Annotated in this window: 1 pseudogene; it reads left to right on the top strand. The window is 51.1% G+C overall.

Annotated features, from left to right (window positions below):
• Nucleotides 1-274, top strand: a pseudogene (locus L2D08_RS24750) (NAD-dependent malic enzyme); the annotation flags it as partial.

Raw genomic sequence — 274 nt, 5'->3', positions numbered from 1 at the left:
CAGCGCTGTTTGATCAATTAGTGGATATTAACGCGATTCCGATCCTGCTCGATACGAAAAACCCGGATGAAATTGTCGAAACAGTGAAGCATATCGCACCTGGCTTCAGCGGCATCCTGCTGGAAGATATTGGCTCTCCACACTGCTTTGAAGTAGAAGAGCGGCTGAAAGCGGAACTCGATATCCCGGTTATGCACGATGACCAGCACGGCACAGCGGTTGTGACACTGGCAGCTGTCATCTCTGCCTGCAAAAGTGCCGGCGTAGACTTGAA

Origin of the sequence: Domibacillus sp. PGB-M46 (assembly GCF_022668875.1) — a bacterium.
Taxonomy (GTDB): Bacteria; Bacillota; Bacilli; order Bacillales; family Domibacillaceae; genus Domibacillus.
This window is presented reverse-complemented; position numbering and strand designations above follow the sequence as displayed.